Origin of the sequence: Pseudomonas sp. ICMP 3272 (assembly GCF_001466905.1) — a bacterium.
Lineage (GTDB): Bacteria > Pseudomonadota > Gammaproteobacteria > Pseudomonadales > Pseudomonadaceae > Aquipseudomonas > Aquipseudomonas amygdali.
Genome location: NZ_LKEK01000059.1, coordinates 37,078 through 60,235, shown reverse-complemented (window position 1 = coordinate 60,235; position 23,158 = coordinate 37,078). Strand labels below are relative to the sequence as shown.

Here is a 23,158-nt window from a genome sequence, read left to right as displayed (position 1 = left end):
AAGTATCACGCAATGAAGCGATTGGCCGGACTTTCCGCACTTGCTCTTATTATCTCCAGCACCAGCGGTTGCGGTTGGCTCTGGGGCGAAGATGGTTACTTCCGTGATCGCGGTAGCGATTACCTCCAGGCCACCCAGACCCCACCCATGCAGGTGCCTGCCGATGTGTCCGGCGTCAAGCGCCTGGACCCGTTGCTGCCGATCCCGCGCAATGTGGCTGACAGCACTCAGAAAGACGGCGAGTACACCGTGCCGCGTCCTCAGCCGCTGGGCACGACTTCCGAGTCGAGCGACTTCAGCCTGCAGAAGAGTGGTGATGCTCACTGGATCCTAGCTCAGCGTCAGCCGGCCGAAGTCTGGCCGGTGGCCCACCAGTATTTCGAAGACAACGGTTTCCGTATCGCCGAAGAGCGTCCACAGACGGGCGAATTCAGCTCCTCGTGGCAGCGCCTCGATGAGCTGTCCGCTTCGGTGGCCAAGCGTCTGAGCGCTGCAGGCGTCTCGGCCGACTCGGAAACCCGTGTACGTGTTCGCATCGAGCCGGGCGTGCAGCGCAATACCAGTGAAGTCTACGTGGTCAGCGTCGAGCGTCCTGCCGGCAGCACGGCCGATGTGGCGTTCCCGACCCGTACCACCAATCTCGGCCTTGATGCCGCGCTGACCGACGACCTGCTGGCCAGCATGGGCCGCAACGCTGAAAAGGGCGGTTCGATTTCCCTGCTGGCAGCGCGTGACTATGACACCCCGAGCCGTGTTGCCTTGAGCGAAGACGGTAGCGGCAACCCGGTCTTGAACCTCGGTGCCGATCTCGACCGTGCGTGGTCGAGTGTCGGCCGCGCGCTGGATCAGGGTGACTGGCGCGTCGAGGACATCAACCGCAGCCTGGGTCTGTACTACATCAACCTGGCCGAAAAGGCCAAAACGCCTGAAAACGAGCCTGGTTTCTTCGGTCGCCTGTTTGGCAGCAAGTCGAGCAAGGAAGAGATCGATGCCCGTGCCGAGCGTTATCAGGTTCGCCTGAGCAAGGTGGGTGACAACGTTCAAGTGACCGTCGAGAAGAACATCAACACCGTTGCGCCTGCGGATATCGCGCGTCGGGTGTTGAGCGTTATTCAAGACAACCTGGGTTAAGTGCGTTTCGCGGTTCTCGGCAGCGGCAGTCGTGGCAACGGCACGCTGGTCGCAAGCAACGATACGTACGTACTGGTCGATTGCGGTTTCTCCCTGCGGGAAACCGAGCGGCGCCTGGCGCGTCTGGGCGTCTCGGCAAGCCAGCTGAGCGCTATTCTGGTAACCCACGAACATGCCGATCATGTGCATGGCGTGGGTTTGCTGTCGCGGCGCTACAATGTGCCGGTCTACCTCAGCAGCGGCACCTTGCGCGGTATGCGCAAACCGGTTGAAGTTGCCGGTTTGCTGGCGGGCGGGGAGAGCTTGAAGGTGGGCGCACTGGGCATCGATGTGGTGTCTGTCGCCCATGATGCGCTTGAACCGACGCAGTTTGTCTTCAATGACGGCAAGCGCCGCTTCGGTCTGCTGACCGACCTGGGCTCTTACTGCTCCAACGTATTGCAGCGTTATCAAGGCCTGGATGCCTTGATGATCGAGGCCAATCACTGTCGCGACATGCTTGCCCGAGGCCAGTATCCGGTCTTTCTCAAGCAGCGCGTTGGCTGTGAAACAGGTCATTTGAACAATCATCAGGCCGCCAGCCTGGTGAGCGAGCTGGGATGGCAGGACCTTCAGCACCTGGTGCTGGCGCATCTGAGCAGCAAGAACAACCTGCCGCATCTGGCCCGGCAATGTTTTGTCGACACCCTTGGGTGCGACCCGGACTGGCTGCAACTGGCCGATCAAGATTCAGGGCTCGACTGGCGACATATCGCCTAGCCCAACTACTTAGCAAGCGGAGCCCATCATGGAAAAACGTGAAGAACTCTACCGCGGCAAAGCCAAATCGGTTTACAAGACCGACGACGCTGACCGCTTGATCCTGCTGTTCCGTAACGACACTTCGGCGTTCGACGGCAAGCGCATCGAACAACTGGACCGTAAAGGCATGGTGAACAACAAGTTCAACGCCTTCATCATGCAGAAGCTTGAAGAAGCGGGTATTCCGACCCAATTCGACAAGCTGCTGGGCGACAACGAGTGCCTGGTCAAGAAGCTGGACATGATCCCGGTCGAATGCGTCGTGCGTAACTACGCCGCTGGCAGCCTGGTCAAGCGCCTGGGCATCGAAGAGGGCACCAAGCTCAATCCGTACACCTTCGAACTGTTCCTCAAGGACGACGCCAAGGGCGACCCGTTCATCAACGAATCCCACGTTGTAGCGTTCGGCTGGGGTACCGCCGAGCAACTGGTTCGCATGAAAGAGCTGTCGATCAAGGTCAATGAAGTCCTGACCAAACTGTTCGACGACGCTGGCCTGCTGCTGGTCGACTTCAAGCTCGAATTCGGCGTATTCCACGGTGAAATCGTCCTCGGCGACGAATTCAGCCCGGACGGCTGCCGCCTCTGGGACAAGGATACCCGCAAGAAAATGGACAAGGACCGCTTCCGCCAGGGTCTGGGCGACGTCATCGAAGCTTACGAAGAAGTCGCAAACCGTCTGGGCGTGCCGCTGTAAGCGGAAAAAACACGCAAGCGCTTGATAGCACGAAAAAAAACAGCAGAAGGGCTTCGCCTTCTGCGTTGATGCTGTTATGATGCGCGCCGTTGGAGAGATGCCAGAGTGGCCGAATGGGACGGATTCGAAATCCGTTGTACCTTCACCGGTACCTAGGGTTCGAATCCCTATCTCTCCGCCATTATTTGAAAAGCCCTGTGAATCTTTGATTCACGGGGTTTTTTGTTTTTGGGCTGTACTACCTCTCCCTTTCCCCGATTTGCCCCATCTCCGACTCCCTTTTTCCGCAGTCGACGATAACTGGCCGGTCAGAACTAGCTGAATTGGTCCAGGATTTTTGGAGTGTTCAGGCGCTCGTTCCGCTCGTGCAGCACGCGGACGATGAATACGACCTGGCTGCGAACCACATAACTCACTAAGAAGGGGTAGCGAGTAAGTACCAGCTCGCGCACGTCCGGGGCTTGGGAAGGGCGTCCCATCCCTGTAAACGTTGCGAGCTGCTCAATGGACTCAAGAATAGTGGCTACGACTTCGTCAGCTCTCTGATGGCCCATCAGCCCAGCATAATGCTCATGAATCGCTTCAAGATCGCTATCGGCTTTTTCACTTAACTCGATTTGCGGCACGTGCTACCCACTTGGCTTTAACCGTTTCCAGATTGATAGTCTTCCCTGCATCAATGTCGGCCAAGCCTTCGTCAATGGCTTTCAGGTGCCAGGCTTCTGCTTCGACATAGCGAGACAAAGCACGTTTCAGGTGGTACTGACGATCACGGTCCGTGGCAAGCGCTAGCTGGTCAAGCATTTCGACCAAGCCTTCTTCAACACGGAATGACAAAACAGGCGATGCCATATCGGCCTCCACGGATGGTGGTTGTAAACAATGTATACAGAGGCTTGGAACGTATACTTGATACCTTGATCATGCAACAGATTTGTCTGCTTTTCGCCGAGTTGCTATTCATTTTTGGAAAATCGACAGCCACCCCGAACGACTGAACAACGTCAGAACGATCAAGCCCCCATCACCAACCCCAAACTATTCACTCCTCCCGGTTTCCCCTTTAGCCCTTTCTGATCTATACCTTGGGTTCAACGTTTTGTGAGGCGAGGAGCTATCAGATGTCGGACGTAGATCAGGTACAAAAGTCGCAACCCTCTCCCAGTCAGAGCCATGATGACGTGATTGCCCAGTTCAAGTGGCAGGGCAAGCAGATCGACTGGTTGCTGCAATGGCTGGTCAAGTTTGTCGCAAACACCAAGGTGGAGCTGGGCGTGACGCTGTCCGTGGGCGGGAATCTGGTTTCCGGGCACCTGATTTCTCACGACACCTATTTTGAGCAGTTGGCCGACGATATTTCGGCGCCGTTCAGTTCGTTTGCCAATGGCACTGACGCGACGATGAAAGAAATGATTCTGTCCTTCAAGCCGGGAGAGTCTTCCGAAGACACGCCAGCATTCCATTTCATTCACTTGAAGGATTGCCGGACCTATTCCACTGACGGTAATCCGATTTGCGACGCAGGTGTGCTGTGGCGCGGCAGGATCTCGGCGGTGGACGGCTTCACCATCGGGCTCATCGCTGAAAAACCAGGCGTGTCCTGACCTTTTCAGGCCCCGGCTTTCGTCGGGGCGTTCTCATCCATTCTGATGATGGTCTCCAGCGTGCTATGTGCACCCGCTGGTCTGGAAAGCTGCGCCGGTAGTAGCGTCACTTAGCCATTCTTTGCGCGACAAAATGTCGCAATGGGCCTTTAGCCGGGTAATATGTTCGCCCTGACCTCACACGCCGAATGGTTTTCGGCATGGCCTGATAGAGAACTGGCGACAAGAAAAAATAACAAGAAACGAGCCAGGCTGCCCGCCCCGGTCGACGTAAAGAATTAATGAGTAGACGAAAAAGGCGATTAGAGAAAATGACCAAAACTTCGCGACCTTTGTACATTTCCTACGCAGGACCCGCACTGCTGGAAATGCCCCTGCTGAACAAAGGCAGTGCCTTCACCCCGCAAGAGCGGGTCGAATTCAATCTGATCGGGTTGCTGCCGCAGAACGTAGAGACCATCGAAGAGCAAGTCACCCGGGTCTACAGCCAGTACAAGCAGTGCGCGAGCGATCTGGACAAGCATATCTACCTGCGTTCGATCCAGGACAACAACGAAACCCTGTTTTTCCGCCTGTTGGACTCTCATCTGGACGAGATGCTGCCGATCATTTACACCCCGACGGTGGGTCAGGCGTGTCAGGAATTCTCCAAGATCTACCGCACGCACCGTGGCCTGTTCATTTCCTATCCCGAGCGCGACCGCATCGATGACATTCTGCGTAGCGCCACCAAGGACCGGATCAAAATCATTGTCGTGACCGACAGCGAGCGAATTCTCGGTCTGGGCGACCAGGGCATCGGCGGCATGGGCATTCCGATTGGCAAACTGTCGCTGTACACCGCCTGTGGCGGGATCAGTCCGGCGTACACGCTGCCGATCGTGCTGGATGTCGGCACCAACAACCGTGAGCTGCTGGATGACCCGATGTACATGGGCTGGCGTCACGAGCGGGTATCGGGCAAGGAATACGAGGACTTCATCGCGCTGTTCATCGACGCGGTGCAGCGTCGCTGGCCGGACGTGCTGTTGCAGTTTGAAGATTTTGCCCAGTCCAACGCCATGCCGCTGCTCGAAAAGTATCGGGACGAGCTGTGCTGCTTCAACGATGACATCCAGGGCACCGCGTCGGTTGCCGTGGGTACGTTGCTGGCGGCCTGCAAGGCCAAGAATGAAACCCTCGGCCAGCAGAAGGTGGTGTTTGTCGGTGCCGGTTCGGCGGGCTGCGGGATCGCCGAGCACATCATCGCAGCGATGCGAATTGAAGGCCTGAGTGAAAGCGAAGCGCGCAAACGAATCTTCATGGTTGATCGCTTCGGCCTGCTGACCGAGGGTATGGACAACCTGCTCGATTTCCAGAAGCGTCTGGCGCAGAAGACCGCCGATGTGTCTGGCTGGACTGCTGGCACAGAAGCCTTCCCGCAGTTGCTCGACGTGGTGACGAACGCCGGGGCCACGGTGTTGATCGGCGTGTCCGGGCAGCGTGGTCTGTTCACCGAGCAAGTGATTCGCGAACTGCACAAACATTGCGCCAAACCACTGGTAATGCCGCTATCCAATCCGACTTCCAAGGTAGAAGCCACGCCGGAAGAAATCCTGCGCTGGACGGATGGCAATGCGCTGGTTGCTACCGGCAGTCCGTTCGCGCCGGTGGAGATCAACGGTCGCACCGTGCACATCGCTCAGTGCAACAACTCCTATATCTTTCCGGGCATCGGCCTCGGCGTGGTGGCTTGCAAGGCGTCGCGCATCACCGACCGTATGCTGATGGCGGCATCCAATGCGCTGGCCGAGTGTTCGCCGATGGTCACGGGGCAGGGCGATGCGGTGTTGCCGCCGCTCAAGGAGATCCAGCAGGTGAGCCGCAAAATTGCGCTGGCTGTTGCCAAAGAGGCCCAGGCTGAAGGCTTGGCACTGGAAACCTCCGAAGAGGCACTGCTTGAAGCCATCGAACGTAATTTCTGGTTGCCGGGCTATCGTGCCTATCGCCGTCGCTCGGTCTGATCGAGCGTTTCTAGAGTGACAGCGTCTGCGCGAGCTTGCTTGCGCAGACGCTTTGTTGGCGGGGTAAGTGCACGTTCATGGGCGGGTATTGCTTCACGGTGAAATAAGCTTCATTCACCCGATCCTCTCACCGTTTTCACATAAAATTGATGAAGCGCTGCCTAGAGTGCGCGCCATCGGGGAGTTACCTGGCTCCTGAATGCCCGATGCATATTAATTCGATAAGCAGACCACGATGCCGACACCCAGAACTGTTCGTCCAGAGGTTGTTACCTTACTTGCCAGTGCCTTTCTGTTACTGGGTTTCAATATAAATCTGTGGCAGCATCTTTTCGCGATTACCAGCTCCGATGCCAAAGGCCTGGCCATGCGCTTTGCGTTCGGGCTGATGATTTTCTGCGTATTCAATATCGTTCTGACGCTGTTGGCATTTCGTCGTGTGTTTAAACCCGTGGTGATCGCTCTGTTTATGATCAGCGCCGGGGTGGTGTATTTCATGACCGAGTACGGTGTCATGATTGACGCCGGGATGTTCCGAAACTTCGCCGAAACCAACGTAACGGAAGTGCAGGGGCTACTGTCTTTTAAACTGGCGTTGTATATCGTTCTGTTGGGTGTACTGCCTTCGCTGATTCTGTGGAAACTGCCGATCAGCTACCGTCGCTGGCACCTGGAACTGTTCAGCAAGCTGGTGGTAGGTGTGGTCTGTTGCGTGGCAATAGGCGGCGTTGCGCTGGCGAATTATCAAGGCTTGTCCTCGTTGTTCCGCAATCATCACGAATTGCGCCTGATGGTCGTCCCAAGCAATTACATCGGTGCCTCGCTTGGCTACCTGAGCGAGCAAGTGATCTCCGCACAGCGCCCGTTCGTCAAGATTGGCGAGGACGCCAAGCGGTCGGCGGACTGGGCCACGCATGCCCGCAAGTCGTTGACCGTACTGGTGGTGGGTGAAAGTGCCCGTGCCGAAAACTTCGGAATTCTTGGCTATGGTCGCGACACCACGCCCAACCTGAACAAGGAGAGCGGGTTGGTGGCGTTTACCGATGTTTACTCGTGCGGCACCGAAACCGCCGTGTCGGTGCCGTGCATGTTCTCCAACATGGGTCGAAAGAACTACAACGCAACCAAGGCCCGTAATCAGGAAGGTTTGCTGGATGTCCTGAAGCGTGCCGGTATAGAAGTGGTGTGGCGTGATAATCAGGCGGGCTGCAAAGGGACCTGTGATCGAGTGACCTTCCAGGATGTCAGTAATCTCAAGGACCCGTTGTTGTGCAACAGCCATGAATGCCGCGACGAGATACTGTTGCAAAACCTGCAGGGTTTTATCGACAGCCTCGACAAGGACACTGTTCTGGTCCTGCACCAAATGGGTAGCCATGGCCCTGAATACTTCAAGCGTTACCCTAAAGAGTTTGAAAAGTTTACGCCGGTGTGTGAAAGCAATGCCTTGAACAATTGCAGCCGGGACAGCATCGTCAATGCCTACGACAACACACTGTTGTATACCGATCACGTACTGGCCACGTTGATTGATCTGTTGCGCAGTAATCAAAACAAGGTCGACACTGCCATGGTGTACCTGTCGGACCATGGTGAGTCGCTTGGCGAGTACAACTTGTTCCTGCACGGCACACCGTATGTGCTGGCTCCTGATCAGCAAAAGCATGTGCCGATGCTTATCTGGTTGTCCGATACCTATCAGAAGTCCTTTGCAGTCAGCCCGGAGTGCCTGGCCAAACAGCGCAATGCGCCGTTGAGCCAGGACAATCTCTTTCATTCAATGCTCGGCTTGTTGAAAGTCGACACTCAGGTCTACAACCCAAGCCTGGATATGTTTGCCGGGTGCCGCACTGAGCTGGCCGCCGCCGACAAGCAGTAAAATGTGTGCTTGCTCAGGATAGAGATCGTTTCCACGCCTGCGTGGAGGCGATCATCCTTGGCCCTTTTGCCAGGCAACAGCCCCTCCTGTCTGTCATTTGCGTGAAGATACGCCAGACCCGGACGACAGACGCGCGATAATCTCCCATCACGATATATACTGCGCGCCATTGTTGAAGGGAGAGCCGTGTGGCCATCGATATTCACTGGATTCGCGACGACGACAGCCTCGCCCGGCATTGCGCAGAATGGCAGTTGCTGCCTTTTGTCGCGCTCGACACCGAGTTTATGCGGGTCGATACTTTTTATCCGATAGCAGCGTTGCTGCAGATTGGCGACGGGCAAAGCGCCTGGCTTATTGATCCTTTGCTGATCAACGACTGGCAGCCGCTGTCTGCGCTGCTCGAAAACCCCGACGTCATCAAGGTAGTGCACGCGTGCAGCGAGGACCTCGAAGTTTTGCTGCGTCTGGCTGGCAGCCTGCCGGTGCCGTTGTTTGATACCCAGTTGGCAGCCGCTTACCTGAACCTCGGTTTTTCCATGGGCTATTCGCGTCTGGTGCAGGAGGTCCTCAACATCGACCTGCCCAAGGGCGAAACCCGTTCTGACTGGCTGCAACGTCCGCTGTCGGAAACGCAGATCAGCTATGCCGCTGAAGATGCAGTGCACCTTGCCGAACTGTTCGCCATCCTGCGCCCGCGTTTGTCCGATGACAAATACGCCTGGCTGCTGGATGACGGTGCCGAACTGGTCGCCAACCTGCGCCGCGAAGTTGACCCGTACGAGGTGTACCGTGAGGCCAAACTGGCCTGGAAACTGTCCCGTGCCCAGTTGGCGGTGCTGCGTGAGTTGTGTGCCTGGCGTGAGCGCGAGGCGCGCGCCCGCAACCTGCCGCGCAACCGTATTGTGCGCGAGCACTCGCTGTGGCCATTGGCCAAGACGCAGCCGGACAACCTCGCTGCACTGGGGCGTATCGAAGACATGCACCCGCGCACCGTTCGCCATGACGGCGAGTTTCTGCTTGAGCTGATAAAGACCGCAGGCACGCTTCCACCGGAAGAGTGGCCGCCTGCATTGCCTGAGCCACTGCCCATTGATGCAGCCGGGTCGATCAAGCGTCTGCGTGCAATCGGTCAGCAATACGCCGAGCAGCTGGACATGGCTCCAGAGTTGATGCTGCGCAAGAAGACCCTCGAAGCGCTGCTCAAGAGCGGCTACCCCGACGGTCCTTACCAATTGCCCGACTCGCTGCGTGGCTGGCGTCGCGAGTTGATGGGGCAGGCGCTGCTGGACAGCCTGGCCACCCCCGGAGAACAGTCTTGAAGCGTATCTGCTCGATTTATCGCAGCCCGAAAAGAAACGAGATGTACCTTTACGTCTTGAAAAGTGATGTCCTCAAACGCGTGCCGCCTGAACTGCTGGTCGCGTTTGGCAAGCCTGTTCATGCATTCGACCTGGTCCTGAGCCCCGAGCGTGCGCTGTCGCGCGAGGACATCAATGTTGTGCTGGAGAATCTCGACAGCCAGGGCTATCACCTGCAGATGCCCCCTGCCGAAGATGACTACATCGAGCATTTGCCGGAAGAGCTGCTGCGCCGCAACGATCCGATGTAATAGTTGCTCACGTTGTAAAGCGGTCCACATCGCCGTGGGCTGCCTGTCCTGTTTTTAAGGTTTTTGAAACATGCGCGTTCTGATTGCCGAGCACGATTATCACGTTTACACCCAATTGTTGCGCAAGGCTGCGCCTGATCTGGAAGTCTTCAGCACGGGCGACTCTGCCGAGCTGGCGCGAATGGCCAGCGATTGCCCGGTCTGGCTGGGACAGCCGGACTTGATGGCCAACCTGCTGCGTCAAGGGCACAAGCCTCAGTGGCTGCAATCCACCTGGGCGGGTATTACGCCACTGCTGGCCGACAGCCTCTCGCGCGAATATCGCCTGACGCGTGCAGTCGGGATTTTCGGTCAGGTCATGGCTGAATTTGTTTTGACCTACATGCTCGGCCACGAGCGTGAGGTGCTGGCGCGTTTGATGAGTCAGGTCGAGCGCAAGTGGGACAATCGTACTGGCCAGAGTCTGTCGGGCCGCAAGGCATTGATCGTCGGTGCCGGTGATATCGGTCAGCGGGTTGCCGAGTTCCTCTTGCCGTTCGGTGTGCAGGTGTACGGTGTGGCCTCCAGTGCGCGCACTCAGGCGCCGTTCGTCGAAGTGACAGCGCTATCAGACATGGCGCGGCTGCTAGGCGAGATGGATTACGTCATCAACCTGCTGCCCAATACACGTGAGACACACGACCTCTACGACGCGAAGCTGTTCGCCAGCTTCAAGCCAACGGCGCTATTCATAAACGTCGGGCGCGGTGTAGCGGTTGTGGACGCAGATCTGGTCGAGGCGTTGAAGGAAGGCCATCTGGCCGGTGCGGTCATTGACGTGTGCCGTCAGGAGCCTTTGCCGCAGCGCCATCCATTCTGGACGGCCTATGGTCTGCTGTTGACCGGTCATAGTTCGGCCCCGACATCGCCGGTGGCCATGACCGAGCTTTTCGTTGAAAACCTCAAGGCGTTTCAGGCTGGAGAAGCACTGCGTGGAGAGGTCGATTTTTCGCGAGGTTATTGAAGCGGTTCCAAACGAGCCGACGTTTCAGGCGTCGGCTCGCCGGCATCGATTGCAGAGATCAGTCAGTTACAGCGAAAAATCACCTTCAGCGGCCAGTTCTGCCAGTGGCTTGCGCGGGCTAGGTGCTTCGCGGCCTTGCAGGTATTCCGGCAGTGTCGACTTGTCACCGATCTTGCCGATGGCCACCGCGGCATGCAGTGCGTAATCCTCGGGAATGTTCAGCTCCTTGCGGGTCAGGTCCTGATCGAAGCCGGCCATGCCGTGGGTGTGCCAGCCGCTCAGGCTCGCCTGCAGCGCAAGATATCCCCAGGCCGAGCCGGTATCGAAGGTGTGCCACAAGGCCGGGCTTTCTTCGGTTGCCCCTGGTGCGACGAAGGTGGTCTTGGAGACGATGATCACCAATGCTGCTGCATGTTGCGCCCAGTTGCGGTTGAACTCGTTGAGCAGGCCCAGATAACGCTCCCAGTTAGGCGTGTCGCGACGTGCATACAGAAAACGCCAAGGCTGCGTGTTGTAGGCTGAGGGTGCCCAGCGTGCGGCTTCGAAAAAGCTCAGCAGGGTTTCCTGATCGATGCTTTCGCCGCTGAACGCGCGTGGCGACCAGCGTTCGGTGAATTGCGGGTCGATAGGGTGATCGGCGATGCGAGGGTTCGTGCTCATGAAAGTCCTTGATAGCGAAGGTAGAAAACGAGCGTGGCTTGATGGGCCGTGGTCGGCAGGCATCGCTTGAGCGCACTGGAAAACCCGTTAACGCTACTGTTTTGCCCTGTCGCTGACAAGTCCCGGCTACCGGCAGTCGCAAGTGCTTGGCCCGCACCCTTTGTACCTCTAGACTGACGGCCTTTTCATTTTCGATACCGTTGTCCGAACCATGGCCGCTAAAGTTGAACCCTTCTGGATTCGCAAGACCCTTGACCAGCTCAGCACCGAAGAGTGGGAATCGTTGTGCGATGGCTGTGGCTTGTGCTGCCTGCAGAAGCTGGAAGACGAAGAAGACAACAGCGTTTATTACACGCGGATCGCCTGCAAGCTGCTGGACCTGAAGACCTGCCAGTGCTCCGACTACGCCAATCGTCGTGCGTCGGTGCCTGACTGTATTCAGCTGACGCCTGGCCAGGCAGATGAATTCAAATGGCTACCGCCGACCTGCGGCTACCGGCTGGTCAGCGAGGGCAAGGATTTGCCGCTCTGGCATCATTTGGTGTGTGGTGATCGCACGGCTGTGCATCACGAGCGTATCTCCCAGTCCGGCCGCATGCTCAGCGAGAACAGTGTGGCCGAAGACGACTGGGAGGATTACCTGATCTTTCGCGCAGGTTGAGCGTTTACACGACCGGCTTTGGCTCGGTCAGCGCTTCCACGCCTTTGACGGCAGCGTTTTTCACCGCGTTTTCGGCGTCGTCTTTCAGGTTGTTCAACTGGGCACCGGCACGTTCGATGGTCGAGCGGGCGCTGTGCAGGTCGCTGCGACCTTTTTCCACCAGGCTTTTGGCCGAGCAGTGACCGCTGATGCCACGAGCCAGCACTGCGCCGCCGATTGCCAGTTGGATCAGGCCCAGAAAGCCGCCACGACGGACACCTTTGCCCATCATCAGTACACCGCCAGCCAGTGAGCCAATGCGCTCCCAGCCGTGGACGTTCTGATCAGGGTTGCGCTGCAGCAGTTCAGGTGTGTCGATGCGTTCGATAATCGGGGTGTCGCGCATGATGGCTCTCCATGAGGCGGTAATTCGCAGGAAGTAGGTAGTAACCCGGTTCAGAGAAACTGACTGTTCGCCCGCGACACAGGTTCAATGCTTTTCCGTCAGCGGTCGCTGGCCGGATCGATTTTCTCGCGACCGAACTGTGGCCCCGAGCGGGTATTGATGCCTTTGGCCATGCGGTCGTAGAGCACGACGTTGACGGTTGCGGCCAGATTCATGCAGCCCTCGGTCGGTATATAGACCACGTCTTCACACCAGTCGCGAATGTCCTGATCGAGCGAGCCGTCCTCCGGACCGAAGATATACAACGCGCGGTCAGGGTGCGTGTATTCAGGCAGGGCACGGGCACCGTCCACCAGTTCGACGGCCACCGGAATACAACCCAGCGGCAGAATGCTCTTGAGGTCTTCGATGCCGATCAGCGGGATGTCCTGATGGATTTTCTTGGTGTCGGTGATGAAGTCCCGCGCACGCTCATAGCGTTTACCGGTATAGAACACCGACGCCACGCCGTAGCAGCCGGCCGCTCGCATGACGGAGCCGACATTTTCCGGGGACTTGGGGTTGTAAAGACCGATGCAGGCGTACCGTTTATTGGCCACGGGGAGGGTGCTCTGAAGAAAACCGCGGATTATACGGCAGCTTCAGAGCAATGCCATTTTCAATTCCGACGCTCAGAACCACATGCGTAAACCGACGACCAGCCGCGCGTCGGCAACGTCCTCACCGTCTTCGCGTGCGTAATCGGCAGTATTGCCGTAGGACCGATCCCAGGTTACGCCCACGTAAGGAGCGAATTGCGGGGTGATTTCATAGCGCAGCCGAAGGCCGAACTCACTGGTCGACAGGCCCGAGCCATTGCCGCGTTGCGGGTCGTTCTTGCCGTAGAAATTCAGCTCGGCAGTGGGCTGAAGAATAAGATTGTTGGTCAGCAACAGGTCGTAGTCGGCTTCCAGGCGCGCAGCGGTCTGCCCGGCTTCACCGATAAATGCCGTGGCTTCGATATCAAGATCCGAAATCGCCTGCCCTTGCAGGCCGAAAGCCGCCCAGGTTTGTGGCGCGCCAGGTTTGAAGTCCTGGCGTGCCCCGGCGACTACGTCCCACGATGAGCTGACGGCATGACCCCATAACGCCTGGACTTCCGCCTCCTCGGTCTTGCCGTTGCTGCGCTCGCCCTCTGAACGCAGCAGCAAGCGGTCGACATCACCGCCAATCCAGCCGGACAGGTCCCAGGCCAGCGCGCTGCCGTCGTTTGCGTCCTGCCATTCCAGCTTGTCGGCCAGAAAGTAACTGTTGATGGCGCTGTCGTGGACCTGATGCCCGCTATGGCTGGTGTACACCGCAGCCCGGTCGGCGTCGGTGACAGGCGGGATTGGTGTCCGGCTCTGCATTGGGGTGGCATTGTGCTCGCTGGCGTCCATAGGCATCGAGTGGCTGCCATGATCCATGCCTTCCATGCCATCCATTCCGGCAGCCAGCGTGGTTGCCCAGGGTGTTATGGCCAGGCCTGCCGCCAGCAGCACGGTTGGCAGGCAGGACGAGTTGCGCAATCCATTCACCGGTAAAATCCTCATTCTTCCACCCGTACTTCGCGGAACATGCCCATTTCCATGTGGTACAGCATGTGACAGTGATAAGCCCAACCGCCCAGTGCGTCAGCGGTGACGCGATAGCTGCGGCGTGACCCCGGAGGCATGTCGATGGTGTGTTTGCGCACCATGAACTGACCGTTCTCGTCTTCCAGATCGCTCCACATGCCGTGCAGATGGATGGGGTGAGACATCATCGTGTCGTTGACCAGCACGACACGCACTCGCTCGCCGTACTTGAGCATGAGCGGTTTGGCGTCCGAGAATTTCACACCGTCGAACGACCAGGCGAATTTTTCCATGTGCCCGGTCAGGTGCAGCTCGATCGTGCGGCTGGGCTCACGACCGTCCGGGTCTTCGAAGGTGCTGCGCAGGTCTGCGTAAGTCAGAACTCTGCGCCCGTTGTTCCTGAGGCCGATGCCCGGATCGTCGAGTTTGGGCGAGGTGCTCATGGCCTGCATGTCGACCAGCGGATTGTTTTGTTCGCTGTCCGGGTGTGACTGCATGGCAGGTGTTTCTTTCATCGGCATCTTGCTGTGGTCCATGCCGGGCATCGAGTCATGGCCCATCTTGCTATGGTCCATGCCTGACATGTCGTCCATCGCCGGGGCTGCGCCGTGGTTCATGCTGCCATGATCCATTCCCGCCATGCCCACATCATCCATGCTCAGCAATGGGCGTGGATCCAGAGGCGGGACCACGGCATGCAAGCCGGGCCTGCTGGCCAGGGTGCCGCGGGCGTAGCCGGTGCGGTCCATCGACTGGGCGAACAGCGTGTAGGCTCCTTCGGCAGGCTCGACGATCACGTCGAAGGTTTCTGCCACTGCGATGCGCAATTCATCGACCGTTACTGGCTTGACGTGCAAGCCATCGCTGGCGACTACGGTCATTTTCAGGCCCGGAATACGCACGTCGAAATACGTCATGGCCGAGCCGTTGATCAAGCGCAGTCGAATCCGCTCGCCAGGCTTGAACAGCCCGGTCCAGTTCATGTCCGGGGCCTGGCCGTTCATCAGGTAGGTGTAGGTCGCGCCGCTGACATCCGCCAGGTCGGTCGGCTCCATCCCCATTTTCGCCCACATCCAGCGATCACGAGTGGTCTCGCTCCAGCCTTTCTCACCGACGTCGTTGATGAAGTCGCCGACAGTACGCTTGTTATTGTTGTAATAATCGGACTGTTTCTTGAGCGTTTTCATCAGTTGAAGCGGCTCTTCGTCGGTCCAGTCGCTGAGCATGATCACGTGTTCGCGGTCGTACTTGAATGGCTCTGGCTCTTTGGCGTCGATCACCAGCGGCCCGTAAACCCCCGACTGTTCCTGAAAGCCCGAGTGGCTGTGGTACCAATAGGTGCCGTTCTGTTTGACCTTGAAGCGATAGACGTACATGCCATCGGCCGCGATACCGTCGAAGCTCAGCCCCGGAACGCCGTCCATGTTGGCGGGCAGAATGATGCCGTGCCAGTGGATCGAGGTGGCTTCGTCGAGACGGTTTTTTACCCTGATGGTCACCGTATCACCTTCGCGCCAGCGCAACAGCGGGCCTGGAATACCGCCGTTGATCGTCATCGCGGTTCTAGTATTACCGGTGATATTGACCTGGGTTTCGCCGACATAAAGATCGAACTCGGTGCCGGACAGCCCGGCCGGCTGACCCGGGTTCGGAACCGCCCATGCCGGACTGCGCCACAGCCCCAGGCCGCCGAGGATGCCACTGGCGGCAAGCCCTTTCACAAAGGTTCGTCTTGAGGTACGGGAGGGCATGGCGAAGTATCCGGTCAGTCGGTTGGCCGCAGGTCGAAGGCTGCGTGGGTAGGGCGGGGAAATACGGTTGCGGGAAAGTACCGGGTTACTCGTCCTTCTTCATCAATCCCGCCAGCGCGGCGAACGGGTTGTGGGTTGCCTTGGCGGTTTTCGGAGTGCTCAGCGAACCGTCGGCGAAATACTGCTGATCGGTGTAACGCGAGTGCTCGTTGTCGTGGCAATACAGGCACAGCAGCTCCCAGTTGGAACCGTCCTGCGGGTTGTTGTCATGGTTGTGGTCGCGGTGGTGCACGGTCAGTTCGCTGAGGCGTTTGCCAGCGAACTCGCGGGCGCAACGGCCGCAAACGTGCGGGTACATGCGCAACGCCTTGTCGCGGTAACCCATTTCTCGGTCGCGCTGGGCGTCGGCCAGAATGCGGTCCAGCTTGGCAGTATGGGAAGGAGGATTGGCCGTGCTCATGGTGTCACCTGTGCGTGTGCGCATTGGAAGCGGAATATCGGCAAGTTTAGCGCCAGATGGGCAAACTCACACCTGCTGAGACAGTAATTGGCCGTCGACCATGCGCAGGCGCCTGGACAACGAGATGGCCAGGGCACGAATGATCTTGGCGGCGATTTTCGGCGCTTCGTCGAGCATCTTGTCCAGAGAGTCGCGTCCCAGGTTCAATAACTGGCAATGGGTGGCCGCGATACAACTGGCTGAGCGACGTTCGCCATCCAGTACAGCCATTTCTCCGAATGCCCGCCCGCGACGCAGAACGGCAATGTCGACCTGTTGGCCGTCTGCAGCAAGTTTCTGCACGGACACGGTGCCTTGATGAATGATGCACATGAATGTCCCGGCATCGCCCTCGGCAAAGATGGTCTCGCCTTTTTCGATGTCGGTAATGCTGAAATACCCGGCTACGGTCACGAAGTCGCCGGGCAGCAGCGTGTCGAACAGGCCGCAGTCCAGCAGCATGTCGCGTATGGCGTTGTTCAGGTTGGACAATGGTTCTGACATGGTTCGGTCTTTCAATCCTGATACGAAGGGGGCAGCTCCGTGCCCCCCGATGCTAGTAAGACAGGTGTTTCACGCCAAGTTCATTCGGCGATCTGCAATACCTTGAAGATAAACGCGTACTCCAGCGCCACGTCACGCAACCCTTGATAGCGACCGCTCATGCCGCCGTGTCCGGCACCCAGTTCGGTCTTGAGCAGCAGCAGATTATCGTCGGTTTTGCTGGCGCGTAACTTCGCGACCCATTTGGCGGCTTCCCAATACTGCACACGACTGTCGTTGTAACCGGCGATGACCAGCATGGCCGGGTACGCCTGAGCGCTGACGTTCTCATAAGGCGCGTAGGCCTTGATGCGCTCATAGACCTCAGGCTCCTGCGGGTTTCCCCATTCGTCGTATTCGGTAACGGTCAACGGCAGGTCCGGATCGAGCATGGTGTTCAGCACATCGACGAACGGTACTTCGGCAATCGCTGCCTTGAACAGCTCGGGTCGCTGGTTGAGCACCGCACCGATCAGCAGACCACCGGCGCTGCCACCGCTGATCACAAGCTGTTCGGCGCTGGTTAGGCCTTGGGCAACAAGATGTTCGGCGCAGGCAATGAAGTCGCCGAAGGTGTTCTGTTTATGCTCCTGCTTGCCATTGCGATACCAGGCCTCGCCCAGCTCGCCACCGCCGCGTACATGGGCGATGGCAAAAGCCACGCCACGCTCGAGCAGGCTCAGGCGCGCGTGGGAAAACCACGGGTCGAGGCTTTCGCCGTAAGCGCCGTAGCCGTACAGATACAGCGGGGTCGCTTTGCCGACCAGCTCGCGCTTGACCACCAGGCTGATCGGCACCTGAGTGCCGTCACTGGCGGTGGCCCACAAACGCTGGCTGACGTAGGCATCGGCGTCGAAGGTGCCCAGCACCGGCGTTTCCTTGAGTACCACTTGCTCGCCGCTGGCCAGGGTCAGTTGACGCACCTGCGCCGGACGGTTCAGCGACTGGTAGCGCAGGCGAATCCTGTCGCTGTCGAACTCCAGGGTGTCCTGCACATACAGGCTGTACGCGGCGTCGGGCAACTGCACGCGATAGGCAGGCAGATCCTGCGGGCGTACTTCGATGATCGGCAGGCCGCCCTCACGAAGGCTCAGACTGACGGCCTTGGCGTTGAGGCTCACGCCTTCGAGCATGACCTTGTCATCGTGTGCAACCAGGGTCTGCCAGTCTTCGCGAGCCGGGGCGCCACTGGCGTGTTCCGCTGCGTGATACAGCGCGAAGTTGATGCCGCTCTGATTGCTGCGGATGAACCAGCTCCACACACCATTTAGCAGGCCGTGATCCGGGTAATACTCGTGCCCTTCGCTGCGCGGCGCGAGGCAGGTGAAGGCCTGTTGCGGATGATCGGCGTCCAGCACCCAGGCTTCGCTGGTGGTTTTGCTGTTGAGCAGAGTGATCAGTTGGCGTTCGGAACTGCTGCGGAAGCAGTGCAGGAAGAATCGGCCGTCCGGCTCGTCGAACACCAGCTCTGCCGATGCATTGCCAAGCGTGTGGCGATGCAGCCTGCCGGGGCGATGGGTCTCGTCCAGCTCACCGAAAAACAGGGTCTGGCTGTCGTTGGCCCAGGTCATGCTGCCGTCGCAGTCCTCAAACGGCAGGCTGCTGATCTGGCCGGTGCTCAGTTCCTTGACGTAAAGCTGGTACACCTCGTCGCCACTGGTGTCCAGGCTGTAGGCCAGACGCTGATGGTCGGGGCTGATGCTGAACGCACCCAGCGAAAAGAAGCCGCCATCGGCCATCGCGTTCGGGTCCAGCAACAGTTCTTCACGTCTTTCGTCCACCGTGTTGGAGTCGTCGGCCGGGCGCGGGCAGCGATAGTGACGGGCGTATTCATCGCCTTGTGTGGTGCGCGTGTAATAAAGGTACGGCCCCCAAGGGGAGGGCAGTGACAGATCGGTTTCGAGGATACGGCCCTTGATCTCCTGAAACAGGTTTTCGCGCAACCCGGTCTGCTCTGCCAGTTGCTGCTCCTGCCAGGCGTTTTCCGCCTTGAGGTAGTCGAGCACCTCATCAGTGTCGCGGTTCTGTAGCCAGGCATAGGGATCGGAACCGTCGGCCTTGCGAGCAATCGGGGCGCTGGAGGTTGCATTCGAGAAGGACATGCTGGGCTCTCTGTTTAGGCATCAATCATGGAAAATCGGTACACGCTGAACCGATTACTGAAGCGAGGCAAGCCGCGTCAGGCAAAAGCCGTTATCATAAGCGCCTCTTTACCTGCCTTACCACGGACGTCATGACCGAAAACGACTATCTGATCGCCTGGAGCGTCTACGCCTTCGCCGCGTTGGGTTGCCTGCTGGTATGGTTCCTGATGACCCGCTGGATGTGGCGTTATCTCAAGGAACCGTTGCTGGTAGCAGTCGCGGTGCTGCTGTTTACGCCGACCATGGTCGACCCTGCCAAGGATGCGATGGCGCCAGCCGTGGCGATCACCGCGCTCGACCTGATGTTCAAGGTCGGCAGCAATGTCTGGACCGCTGTGTCGGATCTGGCCATGTATGGCATGTTCGCCTTCGCTGCGTACGCGCTGTTCGTGCTCATCCGCTGGCCGATCGAGCGCAGCCGCAAGGCTCGCCAGCCCCGGCCCGCCGCTCAGCCTGCCGACACAGACCCCACTGATGAGCCGTTTGCCGAGGACGATCATTACCCTCGCAAATCCGCTGCGCCGCTTCCTCCGACCAGGGCTGCGCGAGTCGAACCGCGGTTGTAGATCCCGCTTCGTTGGCATGCGCCGTCATTGTCGGCGCATGACCTGCTGCAAAACGTCTTGAAGCGAGAACCTGAGCATGTGTGAACTACTGGGCATGAGCGCCAATGTCCCGACCGACATAGTCTTCAGCTTTACCGGGCTGATGCAGCGTGGCGGGCGTACTGGTCCGCATCGCGATGGCTGGGGCATTGCCTTCTACGAAGGTCGCGGCCTGCGCTTGTTCCAGGACCCCGCAGCCAGCAGTGAATCTGAAGTTGCGCAACTGGTGCAGCGCTATCCGATCAAAAGCGAAGTGGTTATTGGCCATATTCGTCAGGCCAACGTCGGCAAGGTCTGCCTGTCCAACACTCATCCTTTCGTGCGTGAACTCTGGGGCCGCAACTGGTGCTTTGCGCACAATGGTCAGCTAGCCGATTTCACTCCCGGTGCCACTTTCTACAGGCCTGTGGGCGATACCGACAGCGAAGCTGCATTCTGCGACCTGCTCAATCGCGTTCGCGAAGCCTTTCCCGAGCCGGTTGAGGTCGAGCAATTACTGCCCTCACTGATCCAGGCCTGCACTGAATACCGTAGTAAAGGCGTGTTCAACTGCCTGTTGAGCGATGGCGACTGGCTGTTTTGCTTTTGCAGTACCAAACTGGTCCAGATCACCCGGCGCGCGCCGTTCGGCCCGGCAAGGTTGAAAGATGTCGACGTGATTGTCGATTTTCAGGCTGAAACAACGCCGCACGACGTGGTGACTGTGATCGCCACCGAGCCATTGACCGAGAACGAAAACTGGAAGCGCTATGAGCCGGGCCAGTGGAGCCTGTGGCGCAAGGGTGAGTGCGTGGCGCAAGGCTCGGTCGAGACAGCAGTGCAGTAACGGCGCCTCCACCGGCACATTGGATAAAAAAGAAGAGGGATATTGATGCTGCGAAGTTATCTGCGATTGGTCCTGTTCACCACAGGCCTGCTTTTCGGGGTACAGATTCCCGGGTTCATCAGTGATTACAGCAAGCGTGTCGAAGCGCATCTGATCGAGGCGCAACAGGCCGTCAAGGGCTACACCGCTACTGCGCAGCAGTTCTTCAAGGGCGATATACAAGCGCTGATCCAACACTATCGCAGCAGCGAAGACCCGGTTTTCCGAGCCGATGCGGACAACATCGATACGTTGATGAGCCGTACCCATATCCTTGAGCGTCAGTGGCTTGGGCTCCAGGGGCCGTGGTATTCCAAAGCCCTGTTCGTCGTCACGTCTGCCGATGCGGATATTCGCCGGGAAACGTTCAACGGTTATACGTGGCAAGTTCTGCTGGCCCCCGAAGTCATTGCCTGGGGAATCATCAGTGCATTGCTGCTGGCCCTTGTGGTGGAAAGCGTTGGGCTGTTACTCGGCTGGGTGATTCACGGTGGACGACGCAAGCCGCAACTTGAGCGGGACTGGCGCTGATTGCTGGATACGGTAATAACGACAACGGGCGTTGCATAAAGTCAGCACGCGCCCGTCATGCTTATTTCGCCAGATGACGCATGCCTTCTTCCAGGCCGCGCAGGGTTAGCGGGTACATGTGCCCTTCAATCAGGTCGCGCACGATATGCGTGGACGTGGTGTACTCCCAGGCATCCTTGGGGTAGGGATTGATCCAGATGATCTTCTTGAATTTGGCCATGAAGCGCTGCATCCACACATAGCCTGCCTCTTCATTCCAGTGTTCGACGCTGCCACCGGGCTGGGTGATCTCATACGGTGCCATCGAAGCGTCGCCGATGAAAATCACTTTGTAGTCTGCGCCGTACTTGTGCAGCAGGTCTTGCGTGGCGGTTCGCTCTGAGCCGCGGCGCAGGTTGTTCTTCCACACCGATTCGTAGATGAAATTATGGAAGTAGAAATACTCCATATGCTTGAACTCGGTCTTGCAGGCCGAGAACAGCTCTTCGCAGATCTTGACGTGCGCGTCCATCGAACCGCCGATGTCGAACAGCAGCAATAATTTGATGGTGTTGCGCCGCTCAGGGCGCATCTGAATGTTCAGCAGGCCCGCGTCGCGTGCGGTGTGATCAATGGTGCCGTCGATGTCCAGTTCATCCGCAGCGCCCTGACGGGCAAACTTGCGCAGACGGCGCAGGGCCACCTTGATGTTGCGCGTACCCAGCTCGACCTGATCGTCCAGGTTTTTATATTCGCGCTGATCCCACACCTTGACTGCCTTGCCCTTGCGTTCCCCTGCGTCGCCGACACGAATGCCTTCAGGGTTATAGCCCCCCGAGCCGAAAGGGCTGGTGCCGCCTGTGCCGATCCATTTGTTGCCACCGGCGTGGCGTTCCTTCTGTTCTTCCAGACGCTTCTTGAATTCCTCGATCAGCTTGTCGAGGCCGCCGAGGGACTGAATCTGCGCGCGTTCCTCGTCACTCAACGAGCGCTCGAACTCTTTGCGCAGCCAGTCTTCGGGGATCAATGCCTGCAAATGATCGTCGAGATTTTCCAGACCTTTGAAATACGCACCGAAGGCCCGGTCGAATTTGTCGAAATGGCGCTCGTCCTTGACCAGAATCGTGCGCGCAAGAAAGTAGAACTCATCGATATCGGCAAAGATAACCCGCTGTTTCAGCGCATTGATCAGGTCCAGCAGTTCACGCAGAGACACCGGCACCCTGGCCGCGCGCATTTCGTTGAACAGGTTGAGCAGCATGGCTGTCGCCCTTTTACGTAACGGGGTTGATGGAGGCGCTCAACGGTTGCCGCGGCGGCTCATGAACGCCAGACGCTCAAGCAAATGCACATCCTGTTCATTCTTGACCAGCGCCCCGGCCAGCGGCGGGATAGCCTTGGTCGGGTCGCGCTCACGCAGTACGGCTTCACCGATGTTGTCGGCCATCAGCAGCTTCAGCCAGTCCACCAGTTCGGACGTGGAGGGCTTCTTCTTCAGGCCCGGCACTTTGCGCACGTCGAAAAACACGTCCAGCGCTTCGCTCACCAGGTCTTTCTTGATGTCCGGGTAATGCACGTCGACGATGCGTTGCAGGGTGGCACGGTCCGGGAAGGCGATGTAGTGGAAGAAGCAGCGACGCAGGAAGGCGTCCGGCAATTCCTTTTCGTTGTTGGAGGTAATGATGATGATCGGGCGCTTTTTGGCCTTGATCGTTTCATCGATTTCGTAGACGTAGAACTCCATCTTGTCGAGTTCCTGCAACAGGTCGTTGGGGAACTCGATGTCGGCCTTGTCGATCTCGTCGATCAGCAAAATGACCCGCTCATCGGACTCGAAGGCTTCCCAGAGCTTGCCCTTTTTCAGGTAGTTACGTACGTCGTGGACTTTGTCCACGCCCAATTGAGAGTCACGCAGACGGCTGACGGCATCGTATTCGTAGAGGCCCTGATGCGCCTTGGTAGTGGACTTGATATGCCAGGTGATCAGCTTCGCGCCAAAGGACTCGGCCAGTTGCTCGGCCAGCATGGTCTTGCCGGTGCCGGGCTCGCCCTTGACCAACAGCGGACGCTCCAGCGTGATTGCCGCGTTGACCGCCAGCTTGAGATCGTCAGTGGCGACGTATGCCGGGGTACCTTCGAACTTCATGATCAATCCTTTTCACGTGGGTAGGCGCAGCCTGTCGGCGCGCACACCGTAACAGGGGCAAGCA

Annotated in this window: 25 protein-coding genes and 1 tRNA gene; 14 read left to right on the top strand and 12 right to left on the bottom strand. The window is 58.3% G+C overall.

Going from position 1 to position 23,158, the window contains the following annotated elements; genetic code table 11:
* The first annotated feature begins 12 nt into the window (after positions 1–12).
* The 4 genes from bamC (at position 13) to AO068_RS16460 (ending at position 2,810) form a co-directional block, all read left to right on the top strand.
* Positions 13–1,131: an outer membrane protein assembly factor BamC gene (bamC, locus tag AO068_RS16475; protein WP_058399689.1), complete on the top strand. Its 1,119-nt coding sequence runs from the start codon at positions 13–15 to the stop codon at positions 1,129–1,131.
* The gene (locus AO068_RS16470; protein WP_058408899.1) at positions 1,132–1,890 is read left to right on the top strand and encodes an MBL fold metallo-hydrolase; all 759 of its coding nucleotides are present in this window, start codon (positions 1,132–1,134) and stop codon (positions 1,888–1,890) included.
* Between the two features lie 28 nt (positions 1,891–1,918).
* A complete protein-coding gene (purC, locus tag AO068_RS16465) occupies positions 1,919–2,629 on the top strand; it encodes a phosphoribosylaminoimidazolesuccinocarboxamide synthase (RefSeq protein WP_005740975.1) in 711 nt (236 codons plus the stop codon).
* Between the two features lie 91 nt (positions 2,630–2,720).
* Positions 2,721–2,810: transfer RNA gene (locus AO068_RS16460), tRNA-Ser, on the top strand.
* A gap of 133 nt (positions 2,811–2,943) precedes the next feature.
* On the opposite strand, the gene AO068_RS16455 is transcribed toward AO068_RS16460, so the two are convergent.
* Positions 2,944–3,255, bottom strand: a complete 312-nt coding sequence (locus AO068_RS16455; protein WP_058408898.1) for a type II toxin-antitoxin system RelE/ParE family toxin — start codon at positions 3,253–3,255, stop codon at positions 2,944–2,946.
* Positions 3,233–3,481, bottom strand: coding sequence for a CopG family ribbon-helix-helix protein (locus AO068_RS16450; protein WP_002552596.1), 249 nt, complete (start codon positions 3,479–3,481; stop codon positions 3,233–3,235). The genes AO068_RS16455 and AO068_RS16450 overlap by 23 nt, the downstream gene beginning before the upstream one ends.
* Before the next feature lie 269 nt (positions 3,482–3,750).
* On the opposite strand from AO068_RS16450, the gene gvpU reads away from it, so the two are divergent.
* The 6 genes from gvpU (at position 3,751) to AO068_RS16420 (ending at position 10,730) form a co-directional block, all read left to right on the top strand.
* A complete protein-coding gene (gene gvpU, locus AO068_RS16445) occupies positions 3,751–4,233 on the top strand; it encodes a gas vesicle accessory protein GvpU (protein ID WP_002552597.1) in 483 nt (160 codons plus the stop codon).
* 311 nt (positions 4,234–4,544) lie between these two features.
* On the top strand, positions 4,545–6,236 hold the full coding sequence (locus tag AO068_RS16440; RefSeq protein ID WP_058399757.1) for an NAD-dependent malic enzyme: 1,692 nt from the start codon (positions 4,545–4,547) through the stop codon (positions 6,234–6,236).
* A 235-nt stretch (positions 6,237–6,471) separates the two neighbouring features.
* A complete protein-coding gene (locus tag AO068_RS16435) occupies positions 6,472–8,115 on the top strand; it encodes a phosphoethanolamine transferase (protein ID WP_005740972.1) in 1,644 nt (547 codons plus the stop codon).
* A gap of 188 nt (positions 8,116–8,303) precedes the next feature.
* A complete protein-coding gene (gene rnd, locus AO068_RS16430; RefSeq protein WP_058408897.1) occupies positions 8,304–9,437 on the top strand; it encodes a ribonuclease D in 1,134 nt (377 codons plus the stop codon).
* Positions 9,434–9,727, top strand: coding sequence for a YcgL domain-containing protein (locus tag AO068_RS16425; protein WP_003407219.1), 294 nt, complete (start codon positions 9,434–9,436; stop codon positions 9,725–9,727). The genes rnd and AO068_RS16425 overlap by 4 nt, the downstream gene beginning before the upstream one ends.
* 70 nt (positions 9,728–9,797) lie before the next feature.
* On the top strand, positions 9,798–10,730 hold the full coding sequence (locus AO068_RS16420) for a D-2-hydroxyacid dehydrogenase (RefSeq protein ID WP_058408896.1): 933 nt from the start codon (positions 9,798–9,800) through the stop codon (positions 10,728–10,730).
* A gap of 66 nt (positions 10,731–10,796) precedes the next feature.
* On the opposite strand, the gene AO068_RS16415 is transcribed toward AO068_RS16420, so the two are convergent.
* Positions 10,797–11,390: a nitroreductase family protein gene (locus AO068_RS16415; RefSeq protein ID WP_004657710.1), complete on the bottom strand. Its 594-nt coding sequence runs from the start codon at positions 11,388–11,390 to the stop codon at positions 10,797–10,799.
* A gap of 211 nt (positions 11,391–11,601) precedes the next feature.
* Between AO068_RS16415 and AO068_RS16410 the strand changes: the two genes are divergently transcribed.
* Positions 11,602–12,051, top strand: coding sequence for a YcgN family cysteine cluster protein (locus AO068_RS16410; protein WP_058399761.1), 450 nt, complete (start codon positions 11,602–11,604; stop codon positions 12,049–12,051).
* Positions 12,052–12,055: 4 nt separating this feature from the next.
* Here the strand turns inward: AO068_RS16410 and AO068_RS16405 are convergent, their stop codons facing one another.
* From AO068_RS16405 to AO068_RS16375, 7 genes are all read right to left on the bottom strand, one after another.
* Entirely contained in the window at positions 12,056–12,436 is a 381-nt protein-coding gene (locus AO068_RS16405; RefSeq protein ID WP_054078587.1) for a YgaP family membrane protein, read from the bottom strand.
* A 98-nt stretch (positions 12,437–12,534) separates the two neighbouring features.
* Positions 12,535–13,035: an RNA methyltransferase gene (locus tag AO068_RS16400; protein ID WP_002552608.1), complete on the bottom strand. Its 501-nt coding sequence runs from the start codon at positions 13,033–13,035 to the stop codon at positions 12,535–12,537.
* A gap of 72 nt (positions 13,036–13,107) precedes the next feature.
* Positions 13,108–13,992, bottom strand: a complete 885-nt coding sequence (locus AO068_RS16395; protein ID WP_058408904.1) for a copper resistance protein B — start codon at positions 13,990–13,992, stop codon at positions 13,108–13,110.
* An 11-nt stretch (positions 13,993–14,003) separates the two neighbouring features.
* The gene (locus AO068_RS16390; RefSeq protein WP_058408895.1) at positions 14,004–15,782 is read right to left on the bottom strand and encodes a copper resistance system multicopper oxidase; all 1,779 of its coding nucleotides are present in this window, start codon (positions 15,780–15,782) and stop codon (positions 14,004–14,006) included.
* 85 nt (positions 15,783–15,867) lie between these two features.
* Positions 15,868–16,242, bottom strand: a complete 375-nt coding sequence (locus AO068_RS16385) for a YajD family HNH nuclease (protein ID WP_002552611.1) — start codon at positions 16,240–16,242, stop codon at positions 15,868–15,870.
* 66 nt (positions 16,243–16,308) lie between these two features.
* Positions 16,309–16,785 carry a cyclic nucleotide-binding domain-containing protein gene (locus AO068_RS16380; protein ID WP_058408894.1) on the bottom strand — a complete coding sequence of 159 codons (477 nt, stop codon included), beginning with the start codon at positions 16,783–16,785 and terminating at the stop codon, positions 16,309–16,311.
* 80 nt (positions 16,786–16,865) lie between these two features.
* Positions 16,866–18,926 carry a S9 family peptidase gene (locus AO068_RS16375; protein WP_058408893.1) on the bottom strand — a complete coding sequence of 687 codons (2,061 nt, stop codon included), beginning with the start codon at positions 18,924–18,926 and terminating at the stop codon, positions 16,866–16,868.
* Between the two features lie 131 nt (positions 18,927–19,057).
* Here AO068_RS16375 and AO068_RS16370 point away from each other — a divergent pair, with 131 nt between their 5' ends.
* The 3 genes from AO068_RS16370 to AO068_RS16360 all read left to right on the top strand — a co-directional run bounded on the left by AO068_RS16370 (position 19,058) and on the right by AO068_RS16360 (position 20,969).
* On the top strand, positions 19,058–19,534 hold the full coding sequence (locus AO068_RS16370; RefSeq protein WP_058408892.1) for a hypothetical protein: 477 nt from the start codon (positions 19,058–19,060) through the stop codon (positions 19,532–19,534).
* 76 nt (positions 19,535–19,610) lie between these two features.
* Positions 19,611–20,399 (top strand): class II glutamine amidotransferase, encoded by a 789-nt coding sequence (locus AO068_RS16365; protein ID WP_005782804.1) that lies wholly within the window; start codon positions 19,611–19,613, stop codon positions 20,397–20,399.
* A gap of 45 nt (positions 20,400–20,444) precedes the next feature.
* A complete protein-coding gene (locus tag AO068_RS16360; protein ID WP_002552616.1) occupies positions 20,445–20,969 on the top strand; it encodes a DUF2937 family protein in 525 nt (174 codons plus the stop codon).
* 61 nt (positions 20,970–21,030) lie between these two features.
* Here AO068_RS16360 and AO068_RS16355 read toward each other — a convergent pair whose 3' ends face one another.
* Positions 21,031–22,209, bottom strand: a complete 1,179-nt coding sequence (locus AO068_RS16355; protein WP_058408891.1) for a vWA domain-containing protein — start codon at positions 22,207–22,209, stop codon at positions 21,031–21,033.
* Between the two features lie 39 nt (positions 22,210–22,248).
* Entirely contained in the window at positions 22,249–23,094 is an 846-nt protein-coding gene (locus AO068_RS16350) for an AAA family ATPase (RefSeq protein WP_002552618.1), read from the bottom strand.
* Positions 23,095–23,158 lie beyond the last annotated feature (64 nt).

Bases quoted from the DNA above. Each gene is read 5' to 3' on its own strand.
- purC (WP_005740975.1), top strand. From the start codon at position 1,919: ATGGAAAAACGTGAAGAACTCTACCGCGGCAAAGCCAAATCGGTTTAC.
- AO068_RS16415 (WP_004657710.1), bottom strand. From the start codon at position 11,390: ATGAGCACGAACCCTCGCATCGCCGATCACCCTATCGACCCGCAATTC.
- AO068_RS16385 (WP_002552611.1), bottom strand. From the start codon at position 16,242: ATGAGCACGGCCAATCCTCCTTCCCATACTGCCAAGCTGGACCGCATT.
- AO068_RS16450 (WP_002552596.1), bottom strand. From the start codon at position 3,481: ATGGCATCGCCTGTTTTGTCATTCCGTGTTGAAGAAGGCTTGGTCGAA.
- AO068_RS16435 (WP_005740972.1), top strand. From the start codon at position 6,472: ATGCCGACACCCAGAACTGTTCGTCCAGAGGTTGTTACCTTACTTGCC.
- AO068_RS16350 (WP_002552618.1), bottom strand. From the start codon at position 23,094: ATGAAGTTCGAAGGTACCCCGGCATACGTCGCCACTGACGATCTCAAG.
- AO068_RS16355 (WP_058408891.1), bottom strand. From the start codon at position 22,209: ATGCTGCTCAACCTGTTCAACGAAATGCGCGCGGCCAGGGTGCCGGTG.
- AO068_RS16360 (WP_002552616.1), top strand. From the start codon at position 20,445: ATGCTGCGAAGTTATCTGCGATTGGTCCTGTTCACCACAGGCCTGCTT.
- AO068_RS16420 (WP_058408896.1), top strand. From the start codon at position 9,798: ATGCGCGTTCTGATTGCCGAGCACGATTATCACGTTTACACCCAATTG.
- AO068_RS16405 (WP_054078587.1), bottom strand. From the start codon at position 12,436: ATGCGCGACACCCCGATTATCGAACGCATCGACACACCTGAACTGCTG.
- AO068_RS16375 (WP_058408893.1), bottom strand. From the start codon at position 18,926: ATGTCCTTCTCGAATGCAACCTCCAGCGCCCCGATTGCTCGCAAGGCC.
- AO068_RS16370 (WP_058408892.1), top strand. From the start codon at position 19,058: ATGACCGAAAACGACTATCTGATCGCCTGGAGCGTCTACGCCTTCGCC.
- AO068_RS16380 (WP_058408894.1), bottom strand. From the start codon at position 16,785: ATGTCAGAACCATTGTCCAACCTGAACAACGCCATACGCGACATGCTG.
- AO068_RS16410 (WP_058399761.1), top strand. From the start codon at position 11,602: ATGGCCGCTAAAGTTGAACCCTTCTGGATTCGCAAGACCCTTGACCAG.
- AO068_RS16365 (WP_005782804.1), top strand. From the start codon at position 19,611: ATGTGTGAACTACTGGGCATGAGCGCCAATGTCCCGACCGACATAGTC.
- AO068_RS16390 (WP_058408895.1), bottom strand. From the start codon at position 15,782: ATGCCCTCCCGTACCTCAAGACGAACCTTTGTGAAAGGGCTTGCCGCC.
- AO068_RS16440 (WP_058399757.1), top strand. From the start codon at position 4,545: ATGACCAAAACTTCGCGACCTTTGTACATTTCCTACGCAGGACCCGCA.
- bamC (WP_058399689.1), top strand. From the start codon at position 13: ATGAAGCGATTGGCCGGACTTTCCGCACTTGCTCTTATTATCTCCAGC.
- gvpU (WP_002552597.1), top strand. From the start codon at position 3,751: ATGTCGGACGTAGATCAGGTACAAAAGTCGCAACCCTCTCCCAGTCAG.